Annotated in this window: 17 protein-coding genes and 1 pseudogene; 10 read left to right on the top strand and 8 right to left on the bottom strand. The window is 41.4% G+C overall.

The features are described 5' to 3' along the window. The gene (locus ACHOLT_RS00485; RefSeq protein ID WP_425804957.1) at positions 1-1,380 is read right to left on the bottom strand and encodes a sensor histidine kinase; all 1,380 of its coding nucleotides are present in this window, start codon (positions 1,378-1,380) and stop codon (positions 1-3) included. Between the two features lie 177 nt (positions 1,381-1,557). Between ACHOLT_RS00485 and ACHOLT_RS00480 the strand changes: the two genes are divergently transcribed. Beyond that, positions 1,558-2,724, top strand: coding sequence for a pyridoxal phosphate-dependent aminotransferase (locus ACHOLT_RS00480; RefSeq protein ID WP_425804954.1), 1,167 nt, complete (start codon positions 1,558-1,560; stop codon positions 2,722-2,724). 81 nt (positions 2,725-2,805) lie between these two features. Here ACHOLT_RS00480 and ACHOLT_RS00475 read toward each other — a convergent pair whose 3' ends face one another. The 4 genes from ACHOLT_RS00475 to ACHOLT_RS00460 form a co-directional block, all read right to left on the bottom strand. Next, entirely contained in the window at positions 2,806-3,444 is a 639-nt protein-coding gene (locus ACHOLT_RS00475) for an NAD(P)-dependent oxidoreductase (RefSeq protein WP_425804950.1), read from the bottom strand. A gap of 63 nt (positions 3,445-3,507) precedes the next feature. Beyond that, positions 3,508-3,918, bottom strand: a complete 411-nt coding sequence (locus tag ACHOLT_RS00470) for an Rrf2 family transcriptional regulator (protein ID WP_425804947.1) — start codon at positions 3,916-3,918, stop codon at positions 3,508-3,510. 58 nt (positions 3,919-3,976) lie between these two features. Next, positions 3,977-4,420 (bottom strand): hypothetical protein, encoded by a 444-nt coding sequence (locus ACHOLT_RS00465; protein WP_425804945.1) that lies wholly within the window; start codon positions 4,418-4,420, stop codon positions 3,977-3,979. A gap of 76 nt (positions 4,421-4,496) precedes the next feature. Continuing rightward, positions 4,497-5,990 carry an FTR1 family iron permease gene (locus ACHOLT_RS00460; RefSeq protein WP_425804943.1) on the bottom strand — a complete coding sequence of 498 codons (1,494 nt, stop codon included), beginning with the start codon at positions 5,988-5,990 and terminating at the stop codon, positions 4,497-4,499. A gap of 688 nt (positions 5,991-6,678) precedes the next feature. On the opposite strand from ACHOLT_RS00460, the gene ACHOLT_RS00455 reads away from it, so the two are divergent. From ACHOLT_RS00455 to ACHOLT_RS00440, 4 genes are all read left to right on the top strand, one after another. Beyond that, complete coding sequence (locus ACHOLT_RS00455) at positions 6,679-7,122, top strand: DoxX family protein (protein ID WP_425804940.1); 444 nt, start codon at positions 6,679-6,681, stop codon at positions 7,120-7,122. Positions 7,123-7,446: 324 nt separating this feature from the next. After that, a complete protein-coding gene (locus ACHOLT_RS00450) occupies positions 7,447-7,662 on the top strand; it encodes a hypothetical protein (protein ID WP_425804937.1) in 216 nt (71 codons plus the stop codon). 220 nt (positions 7,663-7,882) lie between these two features. Continuing rightward, positions 7,883-8,722: an AraC family transcriptional regulator gene (locus tag ACHOLT_RS00445; RefSeq protein ID WP_425804935.1), complete on the top strand. Its 840-nt coding sequence runs from the start codon at positions 7,883-7,885 to the stop codon at positions 8,720-8,722. Between the two features lie 158 nt (positions 8,723-8,880). After that, a complete protein-coding gene (locus ACHOLT_RS00440) occupies positions 8,881-10,701 on the top strand; it encodes a carbon starvation CstA family protein (RefSeq protein ID WP_425804932.1) in 1,821 nt (606 codons plus the stop codon). Positions 10,702-10,801: 100 nt separating this feature from the next. On the opposite strand, the gene ACHOLT_RS00435 is transcribed toward ACHOLT_RS00440, so the two are convergent. Continuing rightward, positions 10,802-10,954, bottom strand: coding sequence for a hypothetical protein (locus tag ACHOLT_RS00435; RefSeq protein ID WP_425804929.1), 153 nt, complete (start codon positions 10,952-10,954; stop codon positions 10,802-10,804). 259 nt (positions 10,955-11,213) lie between these two features. Then, entirely contained in the window at positions 11,214-11,747 is a 534-nt protein-coding gene (locus ACHOLT_RS00430; RefSeq protein WP_425804927.1) for a transcription repressor NadR, read from the bottom strand. A 124-nt stretch (positions 11,748-11,871) separates the two neighbouring features. Between ACHOLT_RS00430 and ACHOLT_RS00425 the strand changes: the two genes are divergently transcribed. The 4 genes from ACHOLT_RS00425 to ACHOLT_RS00410 all read left to right on the top strand — a co-directional run bounded on the left by ACHOLT_RS00425 (position 11,872) and on the right by ACHOLT_RS00410 (position 17,213). Beyond that, positions 11,872-13,425, top strand: coding sequence for an L-aspartate oxidase (locus ACHOLT_RS00425; protein WP_425804924.1), 1,554 nt, complete (start codon positions 11,872-11,874; stop codon positions 13,423-13,425). Beyond that, complete coding sequence (gene nadC / locus ACHOLT_RS00420) at positions 13,422-14,258, top strand: carboxylating nicotinate-nucleotide diphosphorylase (RefSeq protein ID WP_425804921.1); 837 nt, start codon at positions 13,422-13,424, stop codon at positions 14,256-14,258. Before ACHOLT_RS00425 ends, nadC begins: the two co-directional genes overlap by 4 nt. A gap of 516 nt (positions 14,259-14,774) precedes the next feature. Next, a complete protein-coding gene (gene nadA, locus ACHOLT_RS00415; protein ID WP_425804919.1) occupies positions 14,775-15,863 on the top strand; it encodes a quinolinate synthase NadA in 1,089 nt (362 codons plus the stop codon). A gap of 177 nt (positions 15,864-16,040) precedes the next feature. Continuing rightward, positions 16,041-17,213 (top strand): HD-GYP domain-containing protein, encoded by a 1,173-nt coding sequence (locus ACHOLT_RS00410; RefSeq protein WP_425804916.1) that lies wholly within the window; start codon positions 16,041-16,043, stop codon positions 17,211-17,213. Between the two features lie 5 nt (positions 17,214-17,218). On the opposite strand, the pseudogene ACHOLT_RS00405 reads toward ACHOLT_RS00410, so the two are convergent. Next, positions 17,219-18,575, bottom strand: a pseudogene (locus ACHOLT_RS00405) (IS4 family transposase). Between the two features lie 563 nt (positions 18,576-19,138). Here ACHOLT_RS00405 and ACHOLT_RS00400 point away from each other — a divergent pair. Beyond that, positions 19,139-19,699 carry a hypothetical protein gene (locus ACHOLT_RS00400; RefSeq protein ID WP_425804913.1) on the top strand — a complete coding sequence of 187 codons (561 nt, stop codon included), beginning with the start codon at positions 19,139-19,141 and terminating at the stop codon, positions 19,697-19,699. Positions 19,700-19,755: the final 56 nt, after the last annotated feature.

The raw sequence follows: 19,755 nt of genomic DNA, 5'->3' as shown, positions 1-19,755 counted from the left end.
TTACTTCCTCCCTATGATTATAGTAAGTGATGTACCGTTAGAATCAGATAGAAGGTCAAATTTTGCGTTAAGTTGTTTTGCGCGTTGTTTTATACTCCCTAAACCGTGACCGTTCATACCTGGAGCTTTTGTTTTTTCTAGTAATAAGGCAGGGATTCCTGTCCCATTATCGCTTATACGCATTTCAAACTTTTCCTCAGTTCCGGAAATTACAACATCAATCGTGGTGCAGGAAGAATGGCGGGCTGCGTTTGCAATGGCTTCTTGTAAAATAAAGTTGATATGTTCAAATCCTTCAGGTATAAGTATGAACCAATTCGGCAGTTTAATGGATGCCGTAATTTTCAGATCAGAAAAAGCATCTTGAGACTGTTTTATGATTTGAAGCAAGTGCTCGTCAACAGCAGATCGTCCAAAGTCCTCCGATTTAAGGCCGTGGATATATCGGCGCAGGGAATCAATGGTATCATTTAGTCGATGAATGACATCTGAGATGATTTCCTTGCTTCGTTCGGGATTTTTGTCAATCAATTCTTCAGCACGATCAAGCAGCATACCTGAGCCATAAATCGCTTGGATTGCGCCGTCATGAATATCATTGGCAATTCGTTGACGCTCTTTAGCTAAAGTTTCTAATTGTTGTATACGATCAAATGCATTCTGATATTCCAATCGAAACACCGAGAGAAGTTTTAACACGTACCAACTTAGAAGGATGCTTAAGAGGGCCCTGGCAACCTGAACGGGTATATGAAATATAATGTAAAAATGTTCATTATTTAAAACAGTACTGGGGAAGAAATCTCCTTTCGGAACAATAAGACCTGCGAGAACGCTATAAAAAAGTAAAGTAGTGGAGGCAAGCTTTAAAAAGTGCCGGATTTGAGAACCCCAACTTTTTAATTCCTTGACTTGAATCCAGAGACCCAAACCAGCCATTGCCGCACCGGGAAAACCAAGCAAATAGCGGGCCCAGATTTCACATTTTACGTACCAAATGGGAATGAGATTGCGATCAAAATAGAGGACATAATTGATGTACCAAATTAAAAGAATTACAAAAGGAATCAAAAGATAGGTTTTTGGGCTGCGAAAATACTGTGCAAGGCCGAATGCTAATAAAAATGCGAAAGATAAAGCCATGGTAAGAAGGTGAATTTGGGCAAGCAAAAGTAAATGTTCTTTACTATCGGCTGTTTGGAGCGGAACAAAAAAATAACCCCATTCAGATATTGCATGCGTAAATCCAAAAGCAGCTAATAACCATAGGGTTTTAGATAAATACAGTTGACTAGGTTGAATGATCTGGAGAGTAATAGCCAATCCCATTGTGAAAAATGATAAACCATAGATGAAGTAAATAACTTGATTATTGATCACCTTCACCCCATTACGATTTTGATTTAGCATCAAAGTTATTTTATCACAAACCAAGAAAATAGTACCCTTTATAATAATGTAGGTTTTTAACTCAGAAAGAAATTAAAACGAATATTCCTTATGTTATAATAGGGGCAACAATAAGCAGAATACTCTGCATCTCGGGGTGGAGGAGAAATGCCGAAATTAAGCCATAGAACTAATGGTTTTACTGAATCCATTATTCGAAAAATGACAAGAATATGCAATCAATACGATGCGGTAAACTTATCTCAAGGTTTTCCCGATTTTGACCCTCCGCAGGAAATTCTCGATCGCTTAAAAGAAGTATCTCAGGAGGGCCCTCATCAATATGCTGTTACTTGGGGAGCCGATAATTTCCGAGCTGCCCTTGCTAGAAAACAATCCAGATGGATGAATCGGGCGATCGATCCAGATCAAGAGATTGTTGTGACTTGCGGCAGTACCGAGGCTATGATGGCAGCCATGATGACGGTATGTGATCCAGGTGATAAAGTCATTGTTTTCTCTCCTTTTTATGAGAATTATGGAGCGGATACCATTCTTTCGGGAGCAGAACCCATCTATGTTCCCCTTCATCCTCCGGAATTCAACTTTAATATCGATGAATTGGAAGCGGCTTTTAAGCAAAAACCTAAAGCGCTTATTTTATGCAATCCTTCGAATCCTAGCGGTAAGGTTTTTACGTATTCTGAACTGAAGATCATTGCGGATTTCGCCGAAAAATATGATGCGTTTGTGATTACGGATGAAGTCTATGAGCACATTGTCTATAAACCTTATTTTCATACTTATTTTGCTTCGCTTCCTCGTATGTTTGAACGAACGATTTCCTGCAGCTCGCTTTCAAAAACGTACTCGATCACGGGCTGGAGACTGGGTTATATCATTGCCCCGGCTCATATTATTGATGTAGCTAAAAAGGTTCATGACTTTCTAACGGTAGGGGCAGCAGCTCCGTTGCAGGAAGCCGCTGTCGTCGGTCTTAATTTCGGTGATGACTATTATGAGGAATTGCAGCGCAAATATACGGAAAAAAGAGATCTGTTTATTAAGGGGTTAGATGATTTAAACCTAGCTTATACGACACCTCAAGGGGCGTATTATGTGATGATGGATATTTCTGAATTTAACAGTCAGGACGATTATAAATTTTGTGAATGGCTGGCTCAAGAGGTTGGTGTAGGAGCGGTTCCTGGATCAAGCTTTTTTCGGGAAGATGTTCATCATCTGATTCGTTTTCACTTCGCCAAGAAAAGCGAAACCCTCAATGAGGCTTTAAATCGATTGACCACATTAAGACAGAAGTTCACAAGAATTTAGTTTGACTTCCATATTAAATAACCCGGGTTAACTCATCCCAAAAAAGGGGCGGGTTTCCCAGGCTTTAATTCACTTATGTATTTATTCTTTCTCAGAGACAATCGTAAAACGCTCTTTTTTATGTTTGGGGTTTTCAATTTCATCTAAAACAGCAACGGCATAATCTTCATAACTCACATAGCTTTCACCTTTCGAATTGACGAGAAGCTGATCCTTTCCAGTTTTATAATGGCCAGTCCTCTTGCCAAGAGCGAAAGTTGCAGAAGGGCTTAAAAAGGTCCAATTAATGGTTGTTTCTTTTTTCAGATCCTCTAAGTTTTGCCCTTGGTTTTTGGCCGTGGGGTAAACAAAGTCTGGAAAACCCGGTGCATCCATGACTTTTAAAGTTTGAGTATCATCGGTGTAGAGGCTGCCGGCACCGCCAACCACAAATAGTCTTGTATGAGGCGCTTCATGCATTGCATTAATCAGCACTCGCCCTGCTTCGACATGTAAATGTTCTTGCCCCATGGGTGCACCAAAGGCATTGACGACGGTATCAAATCCTTTGAGATCTGAGGACGTAAGCTGAAAGATATCCTTTTCTAACACAGCTGCATTTTTAAGGGTCACTTTGGAAGAATCCCGGACAATGGCTGTGACTTCATGCCCTCTGTCAACGGCTTCTTTCAAAATTCGACTTCCTGCTTTTCCGCTTGCCCCAATAATTCCGATTTTCATTTACATCATCCTCCTTAAAATTTGTAACAAATCCAGTTACAGTGCGGCGGTAAAAAAACTCTCTTATATAGAGAGTTGATTTAAAATGTCTGCGAGTGTCTTATGAGCTAATTCTTTTTCCATAGCATTTTGGACGTCTTGAAATACATCCTGCAATGCGGCTTGAATATTTTTACCTACCGGACACTTGGGATTAGGTGCTTCGTGAATGGAAAATAAGTCCTTTTCTGTTTGAACGGCCCTGTATACATCGAGAAGGGTGATTTCAGAAGGGGATTTGACGAGGGCTGAACCGGAACCCCCAACCTGATTCTCGATTATGCCTGCTTTTTTAAGCTGGCTGCTGATCCGTCGAATCACAACAGGATTTGTATTCACACTCGTAGCAATCCATTCCGAGGTTGCGTGTTCTTCCTTAAATGTATTAATTAAAGAAAGAATATGAATGGCAACCGCAAGACGACTATTGATCATATTAAATCACCGCCACTTGTAACCATTCTAGTTACAAGTGGCGGTTTTGTCAAATGACTTATTTTTCTTTTGCGGCGAGTTCATTGAGAGCATCTGTTAAATCGCCGGTTAGTTTTCCAAGAACTTGTTTATCCAGCGGACTTGCTTTAGCTCCGGCTATCGTTGGGTCAAGAGCAGCTTCTATTTTTTTATAAATATCGGGGTATTTTTCTTTTACTTTATCTTCAAAGGGCTTCCAATTATCTTCTAATTCTGGTCCAACCGTTTTGACCTTGGCTTCATCTCCGGCAGTAATCGCTGCTTTCAAATCGGCTGTAACGCCAAGCATCTTGGTCACTCCCGTATTAATCTCCGAAGAGGTAGGGTTCGCCTTTTCCTGTGATGCTTTTTGTTCAGTTTGGTTTGTACTATTTGCTGTACTGGTCGTATTGGTTGTACCGCATCCGGCGATACCAAGAGTAATGACGATGGCTGAAGTTAGAATAACACGTGATAAATTCATTGAATTCTCCTCCTAAATTTGTTTATTGTTAAATCTTAATGGCTGATGGCTAATGGCTTGTATCAATGTCAAATGCTTATTTACTTACGTTATTCTTAAGATCCTTCAAGTTCATATTTTTAGCTTTTGCCTGTTTCCAAAGAATTACGGTTAAGGCCATAACAACTAAAGCAATCTGGGGAAGCGTACTTTGCCAAGAGGGATAAAGCGCCAATAGGTCGATATTTGGTATGCTCGAAGACATTGTGGAGGGGATCAGTCCTGCCATTTGCAACCCGTGAATTCCCATTCCGGTGAACTTAAGGCAAAGATAAAAGACGATAACGCTGGAGACCATGAAAAAGGGGCGAATAGGAAGCTTTAAGCCTAGCCGAATCATTAAGAAAGCGAGTGCGGCGAGCAGCCCAAATCCGATGACTAATCCAAGCACGAGGTCACTCATAGTGATTTGATTGACCATCCCTATAAAGAACAAAACAGTTTCTGTACCCTCCCTGAAGATGGCGAGAAAAGAAAGGACTCCCAGGGAAACCATTCGCCCAGTGTCTAAAGCGGATTCACTTTTGGTGCGAATGTACTGCTGCCAATCCGCGATATTGGATTGACTATGCAGCCAATAACTCATGTATAGCAGCATGGCTGCGGCAATGACTCCGGTCCATCCATTGATTAGGGCGTTATTAGTCCCGAAAGCTCCTGAAGAGAATACACTCTTTACGATCAGTGCAATGATAACGCTAAGCAATAAACCGCTTAAAACACCTAGCCAAATCCAGCGGTTTCCTTGGCTGCGGCCGGATTTTTTGACAAAGGCCAGCAGAGCAGCAATGACGAGAAGCGCCTCAAGTCCTTCACGGATAAGAATCATTGCGGCATCCCAAAACGTATATCCCGCTTTATTTGCGAGAGGACTTAAGTAATCGATCATTTGGTTCAAAAGTTGGACTGCGCCTTGATAATTGGGCGGATTTTCCGACAGCATTGCATTTACGGTAACCATATCGCGTTCTGAGTTGCTGTAAACGCTCGCGGATTGAGCGACTACTACACCTTCAACACTTAGCCAGGATTCGCGTACTTTCGAAATTTCGGCTAAAGCGGATTCCTGATCATGGGCCTGAGCTTTGAGTTTTGTTTGCTGTAATTGGATAATAAAATCGCTTAATGAGATACTTTCTCGTTTAAAAGCTTGCCCCTTTGGGAATTCTCCTTGGGAGAACTTCTCATTGACCTTTTTTAGATCGTGTAAGGCTTGAGTGATATTTTCCGGTTTGTTTTGCAAAAAGGCATAGTCGACTTGCCCCATACTTGACTCAATGTCTTTATACGCATCTGCTGATTCCTGCTTGACACCGTCTTCGATCTGAACCCACGCATCCCGGAATTTCTGGTAGGACTGCTTCGCTTCAGAGAGGCGTCCTTGATTTGTCTCAAGCAAAGCTTGCTCGATATTCGCGTCTGCTTTTGTTATGTTTTCCTCAGCTTGAGTTGATGCGAGCACTTTGATAGGATTGAATGCAATCGCCAAAACTATGAGAAGAAGGAACAAAGTTCTAATCCTAAGCTTCATTTGGCACTCCTTTCTTAAACCTTAGTGATATTGATAATTATTCTCAATCAAATCGTACTTTCAAAAATAGATTTTGTCAACATTTTTTTTGGAGAGAAAAGTTAACCATAAAAAAGTTGACTCTCTTTAAGCGCATTTCACATTTGAATTACAAAATTGATGTATAATAAAGCAAAACAAAAATAGAAGATCAAAGGATTTTGGTTTTGACGAGTAAAGGGGATGAAGCTGATGCAGAGAATCGACATCACGACAAAGGCCAAAGAATATATCTTAAAATCCGGAGATGAGGTAACCCTGGAACCCGTTCATGCGCGTATATGCTGAGGTGGTGTTAATTTACCTCCGTCCGTGCGGCGGGGAAAACCTGTGATTAAGCCCGAAGAATATATATCTCAGAATGTAGACGGTATCACAGTGTATCATGATCGAGATATTCAGGTGAAAAAGCCTTTGGTTATCGATCTCAATAAATTCCTAGGTATCTCCTCATTAGTGATTAACGGATGGACAGTACTTTAATGTGGTTTAAAGTGCTAGCTGCTTAGCTGGCACTTTTTTATTTATCAAAATTCAAATTCACTATCCAAATGAGTAAGATAACGTCTAATTTATTGAAACGGTGGCGCCGCCGTTTCAATAAACATAAGAAGCAAGTTTTATTATGAAGAAATTGAGGAGGAATATTATGCTTAAGAAATTATTGAATCCCTCTGTAGATAGAGCGGATCTTATTCTTCGCATTGCTTTAGGAGTTGTCTTTTTTGCTCATGGTTCTCAAAAGGTTCTGGGATGGTTCGGTGGATATGGCTGGGCAGGTACCCTTGGATTTTTCCAACAAGCCTTAGGAATTTCTCCCTTCTGGGCAGGACTTTCGTTCTTAGCTGAGTTTCTTGGCGGAATCTTAATTCTTTTAGGACTTTTAACTCGTCCAGCCGCCTTATCCATTGCGGTAACAATGCTTGTTGCAGGGATGAAGGTTGGCTTGCCGAATGGATTCTTTTTAGATACCCAAGGCCCAAAAGATGGGGTAGAGTATGTTTTTGTTTTGTTTTTAATCGCTGTTTATTTTGTTATTAAAGGCGCAGGGAAGATTTCTTTGGATGCAGTAATCAGTAAAAATAAGCAATAATCACTTTGTTCATTCATTAATTTAATCGATTAAGTTCAGTTTAATTAAATTCAATCGACTAAACTTTATTGAAGCATCAACTTAGGAATTTCCTGAGTTGGTGCTTTTTGACATTCTCTGTTACCAACAATTAAAGTTAATATATAGTGATGTAAGCTTTTATTGAGGAAAAGAGAAAATGTTCACGTTTAGTAAAAGGCTATTATATCCGGTTTAGGTTGAACGCCCAAAGTTTGGATAGATATTACTGGAACACTATGAGAGAAAGATAGTGAACTGTCGTTGAAATATACTCCTCTTAATTTTGCAGGAAATTAGAAAATAGTGTCAAATAATATCAATATAGTATTGTTTACCAGAAAAAGAGAGGGTGTTGTAAAAATGAACTATGAAAAAATTGCTGAAATTGTTCACGAATTAGTAAAAAGTTCTAGAAATATATCATTGCAAGAACAAGGGCTACCTTCAGCAGAACTAAATTTTAGGAATATACAAAGGGAATGCGCTCAACCAACTAACGATTCTCAAAATAGGGTATAGCAAATAATCGTCACAGATTCCCTTTTTTGAGAACGAAATATCGTTAAGCTGTTTAAGGGAAAATGAACGTTTTAAGATCCGGTAATAGTAGAAACCTAAACGAACAAGGTGATCTTCATATTGTTTATATAACAGCAAATCAGGCCGACAAATCTGAGCATTTTATGACAAGGCTGAAAGGAAATAATACGCTATCATAAAGTCACAGAGAGGTGATTGAATGGAATGGATTCAGAGACTTAACAAAGCTATTGATTATATAGAAGACAATTTGCTTACCGAGTTAACTTGTGAAGAAATAGCAGCACAAGTCTATATTTCAAGCTATCATTTTCAAAGAATCTTTAGTTTGTTAACAGGAATGACTATAGGAGAGTATATCAGAAATAGACGTCTTTCTCTTGTGGGTCAGGAATTAACCTTATCAAATATCAAAGTGATAGATGTTGCATTAAAATATGGGTATGAAACACCTGAGAGCTTTGCAAAAGCATTCAGCCGATTTCACGGCGTGACTCCAAATCAGGCAAAAATGGAAGGCTCTGATCTAAAATCGTTCAATCGCCTTATCATCAAAATCAGATTGGAAGGCGGTAATATTATGGATTATAAAATTATAAGGAAAGATGCTTTTAAGGTGTTGGCTAAGACAAAAGTTTTTACGGCAGAAAACAGTGAAAAAGAAATTCCAAAGTTTTGGACAGAATACTTTTCTGACGGTTCCCAGAAGCAAGTATGCGGCATGTTGGGAATCTGTGAGCAAGAAAAAACGGGATCGAGGGAGTTCCGTTATGGTATTGGCTGTGAATGTGAATCGAATTCAATAATTCCAGACGGATTTGAAATGTTGACTATTCCTGCATATACATGGGCAATATTCAAGTGCGTTGGCCCCATGCCAGATACAATTCAGAATATGTGGAAAAGAATATATAGTGAATGGCTGCCGCAGGCGGGATATGAACTTATTTCAGACTACGATATTGAGTTATACACGGATGGCAACAATAAGAGTGAGGATTATGTAAGTGAAATTTGGATGCCTGTTAAAAAGAAATAAGCAGATTTTAATTTCAGGTCAGTTACGCAAGAAAACGTGCAGGTTGGGCACGTTCTCTTGCGTTTTTTGATGACATTAATCTGAATCCCACAATTTATATTAATATAGCAATGGGACTGATTGTTCAAAAAATATTAAGGGAAAAGGAGAGGGAAAAAATGCGTGGTCTTTATTTAGTTATTGCAGCAGCGTGTATTCTCATCATTGGGTACCGTCTCTATGGAACATTTCTGGCAAGTAAAGTGCTAGCCATTAATCCGGCAATTCCAACACCGGCTCACCAGCATGAAGATGGTCACGACTTTGTGCCAACCAATCGCTGGGTAACCTTTGGACACCATTTCGCTGCAATTGCAGCTGCCGGCCCCTTAGTCGGACCGGTTTTAGCAGCTCAGTTTGGTTATCTTCCTGGTGCACTTTGGATTCTTATTGGAGGAGTACTTGGAGGCGCTGTTCATGACCTGGTTGTTCTCTTTGCCTCAGTACGCCATGACGGTGAATCCTTAGCCCAGATCGCTAAAAAAGAAATCGGGCCTGTAACAGGTGTTGCAGCAAGTATCGCGGTCTTATTCGTTCTTCTAATTACCATGGCAGGTCTTTCTATTGTTATCGTCAATGCGCTTAAACACAATCCTTGGGGAACCTTTACAGTGTCCATGACGATTCCAATTGCCATTTTTATTGGAATTTATATGCGCTTTCTACGCCCCGGTAAATTGGCGGAGGCCTCTGTTATTGGAGTTGGCTTAATTCTTCTTGCCGTTGCTCTTGGACCCGTTATCAAGAGTTCGGGATTGGCTCCTTTCTTTGATTACAGTGACAAGGTTATTGAACTGGCACTGCCGATTTACGCTTTCTTTGCAGCCGCTTTACCAGTTTGGTTCCTATTAGCTCCTCGGGATTATCTCAGTTCTTACTTGAAGATCGGAACGATCGGAGCACTCGCTTTGGGAATTATCTTTGTAAATCCTATTCTTCAGATGCCCGCTGTAACGCAATTCGTCAATGGCGGTGGACCGGTTATTGCCGGTAAAGTTTGGCCTTTCGTTTTCATTACGATTGCTTGTGGAGCAATTTCTGGGTTCCATAGTACGATTGCAGCAGGAACCACACCTAAAATGTTGGATAGTGAAAAAGATATTCAAATCGTTGGTTTCGGCGGCATGCTGATTGAATCGTTTGTTGCCATGATGGCTTTGATTGCAGCAACTGTTCTTCCGGTTGGAGACTATTTTGCGATCAATTCCGCACCTGCAGTTTTTGCAACACTTGGAATGCATGTCGATAAACTTCCGATGCTGTCTCAACTCATCGGTGAAGATGTCGCAGGCCGTCCGGGTGGAGCTGTATCCTTAGCAGTTGGAATGTCTTATGTATTCAGCAGTGTCCCTGGCTTGAAAGGACTGCTTGCTTACTGGTATCAATTTGCGATCATGTTTGAAGCTGTATTTATTCTTACCGCTGTCGATGCCGGAACTCGGGCTTCTCGTTATGTTGTTCAAGATATGATTGGTGTTGTCATTCCGAAGTTCAAACAAATTACATGGACGCCTGGCGCCATTATTTCAGCAGGGCTTGTATCCGTCACTTGGGGATATATGCTCTATGGTGGAGATATCTCAACCGTTTGGCCGTTATTTGGAGTTTCGAATCAGTTGCTCGCTTCTTTAGCTATGGTTGTGGGTACAACGCTAATCCTAAAAAATACGGGCCGTATTTCTTATGCGCTTACAACCTTTGTCCCGTTCGTTTTCCTCTTTATTACGACTCTTGATGCTTCTTACTTTAACGTAACTAAAGTTTATATTCCTAAGGCTATGTGGACTAACGTCTTTATTTCGGTCTTGCTTGCTGTTCTTTGTTTGCTGATTGTTTTTGACGCAGCGCGCAAGTGGGCTAAAATTATTCAGGATAAAAAAGGCATGGCTGCTAAACGAATCGAGCATGAAAAAATAGTCAGTGATCTTGCAGCAAAATAAAAAACAGTACGAGTAACAAAAAGATAAGAAAATGAGGGTGTCCCATAAAAACATGGGGCACCCTCTGTTTTACTATCAGAGCAAATATTGTTCTTTACGCTTAGAAGATTACGCCGAGTGCGATAAGAATTAAAATCGCGATTGCAATGATTCCTACGCCTACACCTACGCCTACGCCGCCGCCGCCAACAAAACCGCCGGGGCAGCAAGCACCGGAGCCCATTCCAAATCCGCCAAAGCCCATTCCGTACATTCTTTTATCCTCCTCTTACTCAATTAGAAAACGATTCCCATTGCGATCAATAGAAGAATGATTACGACTACGATAGCAATTCCCGGTAAAAAGTTAGGACCACAACCTGCTACTCCAGCTGCTCCAAATGCCATTTGAGGTTCCTCCTTTGTTCTAGAGATATTACACTATATGAAGATGATGGTTATATTGACACAATATGGAAATACATTATCGAAGAAAACCCCTGTTTCTTTTTTCAAGGAGCAGGGGTTTAGATCTATAGTTTCACTAGAAAGCCTTCTTCGGTAAGAACTTCGCATGCCCGATCTAATATCTCAACGGATGACGCCTCTAAGGTATGGATATGAAGCCCATCCGTAAGAGAAGAAAGTAAACTCGTGTCTTTCTGCGTGATTTGGGACATAAAATTTTTTACATCAAAGCGGCTTTTTAAATTTAATGGCCGAGAAATTTTTCCATAAACAGAATGTTCGACTCCGACATCAAGGACTTGAACTCCGAGATCAACAAGGAGTGTTAATTCTCGTTCGGTATCCTGCATAGAATGACGGCTGAAAATGATGCGTTGGACTCCCTTAGGCGAAGCCTTAAGCAAGATATAACCTTGCGGAGTTGAGATGACAGGTTCCTGCCCAGCGCGAAGAAGGGCCATATCTTGGACGATGACTTGCCGGCTTACGCCGGTAATCTCTGCCAGATGTGCAGCCTTAAGAGGTTCTCTGCTTTTTTTTAGCAAGTCTAATAAAAAATCGCGGCGTTTAGGACCAAGTTGGTTTTTTTTCTCTGTCATTTCAAATCACCTACTTAAATACGATTCTACGTTCTGGAAAGAAAAGTGTCAATATAGTGTCTTGACAGATGTAATGACATAGTGTACAACAGACGTATATATAACAGGGGAGTTGAAGAGTGAAATGCAAGATATAAAGACTGATGTTCTGGTTGTCGGGAGCGGAATTGCAGGTCTGTCAGCAGCTCTGGGGGTAGCTCCCTACGGTAAGGTTATAGTTATCGCAAAGGATCGCCCAGATATTTGCAATTCAACCTTAGCTCAGGGAGGGATTGCGGCGGCAGTAGGCAAAGATGATTCTCCTGAAAAGCATACTCGGGATACTCTGATAGCAGGAGTAGGAATTTGTCAGGAAAAAATTGTTGAAATCTTAACTCATGAGGCCCCAAAGGTTATTGGCCAACTTGTTGAACTCGGTACGTGCTTTGATCGGACAAACTCAGGTGAGCTTGCTTTGGGAAGGGAAGGCGCTCATAGTCTGGCTCGCGTCATTCACCGCGGAGACGATACGGGTGCGGCTATTTGGGAAACGCTTTTTCAAAATCTCCAACAGCAGAAGGTACAATTTCTGCCTGAAACCCGTGCCGAGAAACTTATCGTTCATGAGGGACACTGTTATGGAGCTGTTGTGAGAACTTCCGAGGGTGTTCAGCCAATTTATGCGAAAAGTGTTATTTTAGCCACGGGAGGAATCGGTGAAATATATGGGAGAACGACCAATTCTTTGTTGAGCACGGGCGAGGGTTTGGCTCTGGCATGGAAAGCAGGAGCTATTCTAAGCGATCTGGAATTCGTTCAATTTCATCCCACGGCCTTGCTTACGAATGAAAATCCTCTCTTTTTAATTTCGGAAGCAGTTCGGGGGGAAGGAGCGGTGCTCGTAACTGAAGAGGGAGAGCATTTTATGCCCCATTATCACCCGAGGGCTGATTTGGCGCCTCGGGATGTTGTGACACGAGCCATTGTTGCCGAGCAGCAGAAAGGGCATCACGTTTATCTTAATGCTAAAGTGCTTGCGGATGGTTTCGAACACCGTTTTCCAAATATCTATGCCAAAATCCAATCTCTCGGTCTCGATCCCAAGAAGGATCTGATCCCTATCACGCCGGCAGCTCATTTCTTTATGGGAGGGATTAAAACAGACAGCGACGGACGGACGAATATAGAAGGCTTATATGCTTGCGGTGAGTGTGCCAATACAGGGGTTCATGGTGCAAATCGTTTAGCAAGCAATTCCTTGCTTGAAGGACTTGTCTTTGGAAAACGGATAGCCCAGGCTCTAGTTAAATCCCTTCGAGAGAAAACATCAGATTTTGAATACCTAAAAGGACTGGCTGAAAGCTTGGATTCCCTTCATTCGGATATTCCGGCAGCGGCAAAGGTTCTGGATTTAAAAGATGCACGTATTCTGACTTTGCAAAACCTGATGTGGTCTAATGTTGGAATTATCCGGGATAAGGGCGGAATGACAAACACCTATCAAGAGCTTTGTCAGCTTGAAGCAGAAGCTGACCCGAGCGAAGTTGAATTTCTGAATATGATTTTAGTTGCCAAACTTATTACTTCATCATCACTTCGACGTTTAGAAAGCCGGGGAAGTCATTACCGGCTGGATTATCCTGAAGTTGACCCAGCGTGGCAACCTACACATCTAAGCTTAAGGAGGTATTCGGCTTGAATTCTCTATATTACGAAGAAATCGTTAAACAGGCACTCCGTGAAGATCTTGGTTTTCAAGATCTTACAACGGAAGCGATTATTCCGGAAAATCATGTTTCGATAGCAGAGATTACTGCAAAAGAAGAAGGAATTCTAGCGGGTATGGATATTGCAAAACGGGCATTCACCTTACTCGATGACCAGATGAGTTTTGAAGTCAAAGCTAAAGAGGGTGAACACATTTATCCCGGTCAAGTTGCAGCTGTCCTTGAGGGCAAAACTCGAGCACTGTTAGGTGCGGAAAGGGTTGCGCTAAACCTATTGCAGAGAATGTCGGGAATTGCTACAGGAACACATAAGGCGGTGGAATGTACTAAAGGCTTTTCCTGTCACCTGATTGATACCCGCAAAACAACACCGGGGTTAAGGGGCTTGGAAAAGTACGCTGTGAGAACGGGAGGCGGGTATAACCACCGCTTTGGCCTCTTTGATGCCATTCTCATTAAAGATAATCATATTGCTGCAGCAGGCGGGATTACCCAAGCAGTCAGTCTTGTTCGTGAAAAGGTCGGACACATGGTTAAAGTGGAAGTTGAAACTGAAACTTTAGCCCAAGTTGAAGAAGCACTGCAAACACCGGTCGATATCATCATGCTGGATAATATGTCTGCAGAAAAGATGAAGGAAGCTGTTCAACTCATCAATAAAAAGGTACTCGTCGAAGCCTCAGGCGGAATCACTTTAGATTCCTTAGTCAAAGTGGCTGAGACAGGCGTCGACCTAATCTCCCTAGGATGGTTAACCCACTCGGTAAAGGCTTTAGACTTAAGCTTAAATATCGTTCAGAAATAAAGAAGCACTTGGGCAGCGGCAAAACACTTTGCACGCTCATCTCGGCGCCGGGGCTATTCACTTGGCGACTTCGCTACCTCGCTAAACCTCAGGGTAATACAATATGATACGCCGCTCCTTGCACATCCATGTGCCCGCGGCATCAGTCCATCCATGGACAAGTCCACAGCTCGGCTTCACGCTCTGCTGCCTGCGTTCACTAACGCCCCTTTGCTTTAATTCTTCGCTTTGCAAAATCGTTTTGCCTGTCTCAGTAGAATTTAACTGTAATCTAAAAAGACCTATTAGCGTAGCTTCTTGCACAAACGTGAACGATTTCGCGGAGGGGCGTTAAGCACACGATGCTTCCGTGGGGCAGCGACGCCAGTGGTTAACTTCAGGTATTACCCTGAGGTTTGGCAGAGCTCCCACGGAAGCAAGTGTGCAAGCCCTGGAGCGCTGAGTGAGCGGAAGTGCGAGAAGCTACATGACCTAGATGTTCTTTATTGAATACTAAACTTAAGAGGAGATTAAGAGATGTTTAAAAGCCAGCAACGGATACCGGATGAATATATCTTAATGAGTGAGCAAGAACGCGATGAACGGATCCGAGCCATTAAAGCAAAACTTGGACCCAAACTCGTTATTCTCGGGCATCATTACCAGCGGGATGAGGTTATCCAGCATGCTGATTACCGGGGTGATTCTCTTAAACTCGCACAGCTTGCAGCTCAAGAAAAAGAAGCAGAATATATTGTTTTTTGCGGAGTCCACTTTATGGCAGAGACCGCGGATATGTTAACTGCCTCCAAGCAAAAAGTAATTCTGCCGGACTTAGGTGCAGGCTGCCCGATGGCTGATATGGCAGAAATTGAAGAGGTTGAAGAATGTTGGAAGCTACTCAAGGCCAAGTATAATCAAGAAATCATTCCTGTCACATATGTTAATTCGGATGCTGAGGTAAAAGCGTTTTGCGGGCGAAACAATGGAATGACCTGTACTTCCTCCAACGCTCTAAAGATTTTTAAAAAGCTCTTAGGAGAAGGAAAGTCCATTCTTTTCATGCCGGATGAGCATCTTGGACGAAATACCGGTTTGGAGTGGGGACTTGGCGAACAGGATATTCTTCTTTGGAATCGGAAGAACCCGGGGGAGGTTAAACTTCCTGAAACAGCTCCGCGTTTAATTCTCTGGGATGGTTTTTGTACAGTGCATCAAAGGTTCGAGCCTCAACAAGTGGATGAGGTTCGGGAAAAATACCCCGATGTCAAAGTGATTGTCCACCCGGAATGCAGTCATGATGTGGTTGAGAGAGCCGATCTAAGCGGTTCAACGGATTTTATCATTCGCCAAGTTACAGGATCACCAGCGGGAAGCGTCTGGGCGATTGGAACGGAGATTAATTTGGTTCATCGGCTTGCTCAAGAAAATCCGGATAAGACGATTATCAGTCTCAATGAGAACGTCTGCATGTGTGTAATGATGAATCGAATCAGCCAGCCCCACCTTCTATGGACTCTTGAAAATATCCTTAAAGGCAAAATTGTGAATCAGATTAAAGTAGAAGAGAAGATTACCGCTGAAGCGATAAGTGCCTTAAACCGGATGCTGGATATCAGTAAATAATAAGATTTTATTTTCCCAAGGAAAATTCGATTGACAAGAAAAATAAGTCTTACAAACTAAGTGCTAAACAAAATAAAAGTTGTGTATTATTGATATAGACGAAAAGAACTATATTTTATAAAATAAACTTGCTTAATTTTAGTAAGTTTATTTTTTCTTATTTTACGGAGGTAATGAGTGAGTATTATTAACGCTAACGAATTGCTTGAGGGTCTTTCATTAGCCTTGGATGTTGCGGAAAATAAAACCTTCGAACATGCACAGCGGACAGCTTTTATTGCTTTAAAAATTGCTAAGGAATTAAAGCTGTCTGAAGAGGAACTCCAAGATATTTTTGTAGCCAGCCTTTTGCATGATATCGGGATGACGACCTCCATAGCGGATTCGCATCAGGATGTATCCCTAGTAGTTGCTCATTGTCAGGTTGGAGCTCAAATGATCGCTTCTTTGCCTTTCCCCAAAAAAGTCTCGGAATATATCCGATGGCATCATGCGAATTGGGATGGAAGCGGTCCTTTTGAATGCGAAGGCGCTTCAATTCCAGTTGGATCTCAAATTATCTTTTTAGCTGACCAATTGGATGTTGTATTTCAGGAATTCGGTTCAATTTACAATGATCGTTCAGAGATTAGAAACAAACTTAACAAAAGGTCAGGTGTTCATTTTAATCCTCAGCTCGTTGCAGCTTTTTTCGCTGTTCAGAGCAATGAGATTTTTTGGCTGGAGTATAGTTCGCCATACTTGTCTGAGATACTTCGAGCAATACGCCCAACAATAAATTTAGAAATTGATTCAAAATATTTTGAGCAAATCGCAAAGATTTTTGCAAAAATTATTGATAATAAATCGCCCTTTACCTATGAGCATTCTCAAGGGGTTACGTCAGTGGCAATACGCTTAGGGGAGCATTTTAAGCTCGATAAGGAAACGCTGCAAAAGCTTAAAATCAGCGCTTTATTGCATGATCTTGGCAAGTTAACGATCCCGAATAGTATTTTGGATAAACCAGGGAAGTTGACACTCATTGAGTACCAACGGATAAAAAGCCATCCATATTATACAAAGCTGATATTGTCAAGGATTAAAGGCTTAGAAACGATTCGCGATTGGGCAGGAAATCATCATGAGACTTTGGATGGGAAAGGCTATCCGGAAGGAATACGAGAAGAGCGATTATGTCTGCCTGAACGGATTATTGCTGTAAGTGATATTTATCAGGCACTAACGGAGGAACGCCCGTATCGAAAACCTCTTCCTGAATCCCAAGTCATGAATATCATTCAGGGGATGGTGAAGGAACACAAACTCAGCTCTGAAGTTTTTGCAAATCTTTCTATAGTCCTAAAATAACGTTCTCAACTTTCGCACCCCGGTTGTGCGAATAAAGCCTTGATATAACTGGGCAATTCGCTCATCCATTTCTGTAATTGACTAAGTAAAGATTCTTTGCTCTCTGATTTATTGGTTAAAAGGTCGAGAACAAAGGCCATTAACTGACGTAATGCCGTTTTTAAGTTTAAGTCTATGACTTCATCGGCGAAAAGATAGAATAATCCTCCAAGGGAGCGTTCATCATTGTTCTCTCGTCGTTCCCATTCTAGGATGAGATAACGGGAAAAGACAATGGTTGTATGGCTGATCATCATGTCGAAGGACCGTCCTTGGAATTCAGTGCCCAATTTCAAGTGAGACTTAGCCATTTTGAAAAAGGTCTCAATACTCCAACGCATACCGTAAATCCTCACGATTTCAGCATTATCTAAAGCCAGATCTGTTGTTAGAATAGCCAACCATTCTCTCCGATTATTGCGATTCTGGACGAAGACAATTTTAAGGGGTAAACCATTAGGCGTTTGAACGCGAACTGAACCTAGAATTTCTGCTTTCGCGTTTTTAGGGACTTTGGCATACAGCTCACGCAAACTTAAGGACTGTTCCTCAAGAATATAACGTTGTTTGAGTTCCTTGACCATTCCAATGACGTAAAAGTCCCTTATCCATGAGCATTTGAAGCAGTGGTGCATGAGTAAACCAACTATCCATGAGGACGTAATCCGCTGAGAAGCCAGCCTTTAGAGAGCGTTCAAGCATTTGTACGACAGCGTCCGGTTTGTGGCTCATGGATTCCACACGTCGTTTGTAGCCTGTCGTGCGTTTGTCCAAGTCTTCCCGCATTTCACAAAGACGGTTTTTGGCCTTGGCTGAACTCATCAAGGTAAAATCGAGGGGCGCAAAGCTATAGCCATCGGACCAGCCCAGCGTTAACATGTTATATCCGCGAATAAAGCGGCCTGAGACATGATCATAAATACGGGCTAAAAGTTCAACCTTTCTGCTGCGTTCTCGGCACATGACAGAATCGTCGACGATAAAAACGCGGATACGATGTGAGGAGGTGAGGCTTTCAAACCGCGCAACAACCTTGAGGCTCAAGAGTTGATAGAAACGCCTCCAGTTATAGCTGGATTCATTGAGAAATCGATAGATAACATCTTTACCTGGAAGGGACTCACCCCGATTACTTTCTAGCAGTCGAAAAAGATTTCGACCTTGGAAGACTAACTGAAAGATGATCTGGAATACAGCAAGGCTCGAAATCCCATAAGTCTTGCGGATTCCAGCTTTTCGCAAAATTTGACCAATCTTGAGAGTAGAAAAAACGAAAGAAAGTTGATTTTGATGCTGTTCAGGCAGAGAGTTGTGTTGTAACATTGAAGTACGCACCTTTCTGTTTTGGATTGATGGTGGTTTGGTCACTTCCATTTTACCAATTCGAAAGGTGTTTTTCTGTCAATGTACAATATTATTTTGTTCCAACCCAGTTATGGCCTGGGTTACAGCATGATTTCGCGGTGCGAAAGTTGAGTATATAATATAATACTTCAAATAAAATATTAAAAATCACATTGATTGTCTTCTTTGGACAAATTGAATATCATACAGGATACCAAACTATTTTTCACATCATGGAAAATCCGATCGACTGACAGGGAATATCTTGCTGCATGTAGAAATCATGGGGTAAGTCCCCATCCAGCTCGGATGCTGTTAGAACTTCCTCAGTGGTTTATATCGTTGTTAACGGAAAAAGACGATATTGTATGTGATCTAATGGCCGGCTCTTGAACCACGGTCCAGACTGCCGAAGCAATGGGAAGGCGATGGATAGCAGGGGAGAAGTCATTTAAATACCTTTGGTCAGGGTCATGGCGTTTTTCCGAAGCGATGATTGATCACAGAAGGTGTGTAAAAAACTATTTTCAGTTTCCATCTTAGTGCTTATTTTAACAACACTTCTATCGGGATGTGGCAATGCTGGCAATGCATATCTTGATAATGCACTTGAACCAAGTTTAAAAACGGGGATGTATATACAAAGTTTCGATGGAGCTACATCATGGAATGGTACCCCTCTTGCTACGGCCTATCCTGTTTCCTCAAAAGAAGAAATGACATATGAATTAACAAAGATTTGGTTTCAACAAGATCTTAGTGCGGCCGCATCATCATCAAAAGGAAATGGTTACCTAATTAAAGTCATTGAAGTAGCAGTCGATAAGAATCTAAAACAACCTAAAATTCAATTAGTAAATGAAAATATTAAGACATCATTTATCAATGATTTTGCGACTTTGGGGGAATTTAAACGATCAGCTATAGTCGTATATGAAGTGAAAATGGATATACCTGAAATGATTATCTTAGAGCCTGCTAATGCTAATTTTTTGCCAATTTTTATTATAAAACGAGAAAAATCTATCTTTAGCTATGAACATGGTAATTACTGGAGGAACTATTATTCGTATGATATAATATCTTATGTTGTGCATCCGTAATCTACGGCGATGTAATTAAATCATCAAAACTAATTACAAATAAGGGAGCTGTTAAT

Origin of the sequence: Desulfitobacterium nosdiversum (genome assembly GCF_049860565.1) — a bacterium.
GTDB classification, from domain to species: Bacteria; Bacillota; Desulfitobacteriia; order Desulfitobacteriales; family Desulfitobacteriaceae; genus Desulfitobacterium_A; species Desulfitobacterium_A nosdiversum.
This window is presented reverse-complemented; position numbering and strand designations above follow the sequence as displayed.

Coding starts and splice junctions, on each gene's coding strand:
- ACHOLT_RS00480 (WP_425804954.1), top strand. CDS start 1,558: ATGCCGAAATTAAGCCATAGAACTAATGGTTTTACTGAATCCATTATT.
- ACHOLT_RS00475 (WP_425804950.1), bottom strand. CDS start 3,444: ATGAAAATCGGAATTATTGGGGCAAGCGGAAAAGCAGGAAGTCGAATT.
- ACHOLT_RS00470 (WP_425804947.1), bottom strand. CDS start 3,918: ATGATCAATAGTCGTCTTGCGGTTGCCATTCATATTCTTTCTTTAATT.
- ACHOLT_RS00465 (WP_425804945.1), bottom strand. CDS start 4,420: ATGAATTTATCACGTGTTATTCTAACTTCAGCCATCGTCATTACTCTT.
- ACHOLT_RS00460 (WP_425804943.1), bottom strand. CDS start 5,990: ATGAAGCTTAGGATTAGAACTTTGTTCCTTCTTCTCATAGTTTTGGCG.
- ACHOLT_RS00455 (WP_425804940.1), top strand. CDS start 6,679: ATGCTTAAGAAATTATTGAATCCCTCTGTAGATAGAGCGGATCTTATT.
- ACHOLT_RS00445 (WP_425804935.1), top strand. CDS start 7,883: ATGGAATGGATTCAGAGACTTAACAAAGCTATTGATTATATAGAAGAC.
- ACHOLT_RS00440 (WP_425804932.1), top strand. CDS start 8,881: ATGCGTGGTCTTTATTTAGTTATTGCAGCAGCGTGTATTCTCATCATT.
- ACHOLT_RS00435 (WP_425804929.1), bottom strand. CDS start 10,954: ATGTACGGAATGGGCTTTGGCGGATTTGGAATGGGCTCCGGTGCTTGC.
- ACHOLT_RS00430 (WP_425804927.1), bottom strand. CDS start 11,747: ATGACAGAGAAAAAAAACCAACTTGGTCCTAAACGCCGCGATTTTTTA.
- ACHOLT_RS00425 (WP_425804924.1), top strand. CDS start 11,872: ATGCAAGATATAAAGACTGATGTTCTGGTTGTCGGGAGCGGAATTGCA.
- nadA (WP_425804919.1), top strand. CDS start 14,775: ATGTTTAAAAGCCAGCAACGGATACCGGATGAATATATCTTAATGAGT.